Origin of the sequence: Paenibacillus sp. HGH0039, assembly GCF_000411255.1 — a bacterium.
Taxonomy (GTDB): domain Bacteria; phylum Bacillota; class Bacilli; order Paenibacillales; family NBRC-103111; genus Paenibacillus_F.
In genome coordinates, this window is sequence record NZ_KE150412.1 from 1,631,879 (window position 1) to 1,632,881 (window position 1,003).

The following is a 1,003-nucleotide window of genomic DNA, read 5'->3' on the forward strand; positions in this document are numbered from 1 at the left end:
CGCTCGTCACCGCGCCTGCCGCCAGCGCTTCACTCGTCACGGCTCCATCCGCCAGCGCTTCGCTCGTCACCGCTCCTGCCGCCAACGCTTCGCTCGTCACCGTGCCTTCCGCCAGCGCCTCGCTCGTCACCGAGCCACTCGCCAGCGCTTCGCTCGTCACCGAGCCGCTCGCCAGGGCTTTACTCGTTACCGATCCGCTCGCCAGCCCTTTGCTCGTCACCGAGCCGTACGCCAGGGCTTTACTCGTCACCGAGCCATACGCGAGCGCTTCACTCGTCACGGCTCCGCTCGCCAGTGCTTCGCTGGTCACCGATCCGTCCGCCAGCGCTTCGCTGGTCACCGCTCCGTCCGCCAGCGCTTTGCTTGTCACCGCTCCGTCGGCCAGCGCTTCGTTTGTCACCGATCCGTACGCCAGCGCTTCGCTTGTCACCGATCCGTCCGCCAGCGCTTCGCTTGTCACCGCGCCTGCCGCCAGCGCTTTGCTCGTCACCGCGCCTGCCGTCAGTGCTTTGCTCGTCACGGCACCTTCCGCCAACGCTTCGCTCGTCACCGATCCGTCCGCCAGCGCTTCGCTCGTCACCGACCCTTCCGCGAGCGCTTCGCTGGTCACGGCACCTTCTGCCAGCGCTTCTCTCGTCACCGCTCTGTACGCCAGCGCTTCGCTGGTCACCGATCCGTACGCCAACGCTTCGGTTGTCACGGCACCTCCTGCCAGCGCTTCTCTCGTCACCGCACCTTCTGCCAGAGCTTCTCTCGTCACCGCTCCTGCCGCTAGCGCTTCGTTTGTCACCGATCCGTCCGCCAGCGCTTCGCTTGTCACCGATCCGTACGCCAGCGCTTCGCTCGTTACGGCGCCTGCCGCGAGCGCTTCTCTCGTCACCGCGCCTTCTGCCAGCGCTTCGCTCGTTACCGCTCCGTACGCCAGCTCCTCACTCGTTACCGCGCCCGCCGCCAGCGCTTCGCTTGTCACCGCGCCTTCCGCCAGCGCTTCGCTCGTCACCGC

1 pseudogene is annotated in these 1,003 nt (G+C 67.6%); it reads right to left on the reverse strand.

Annotated elements, in window-relative coordinates:
- Nucleotides 1-1,003: pseudogene (locus HMPREF1207_RS29700) on the reverse strand (WIAG-tail domain); the annotation flags it as partial.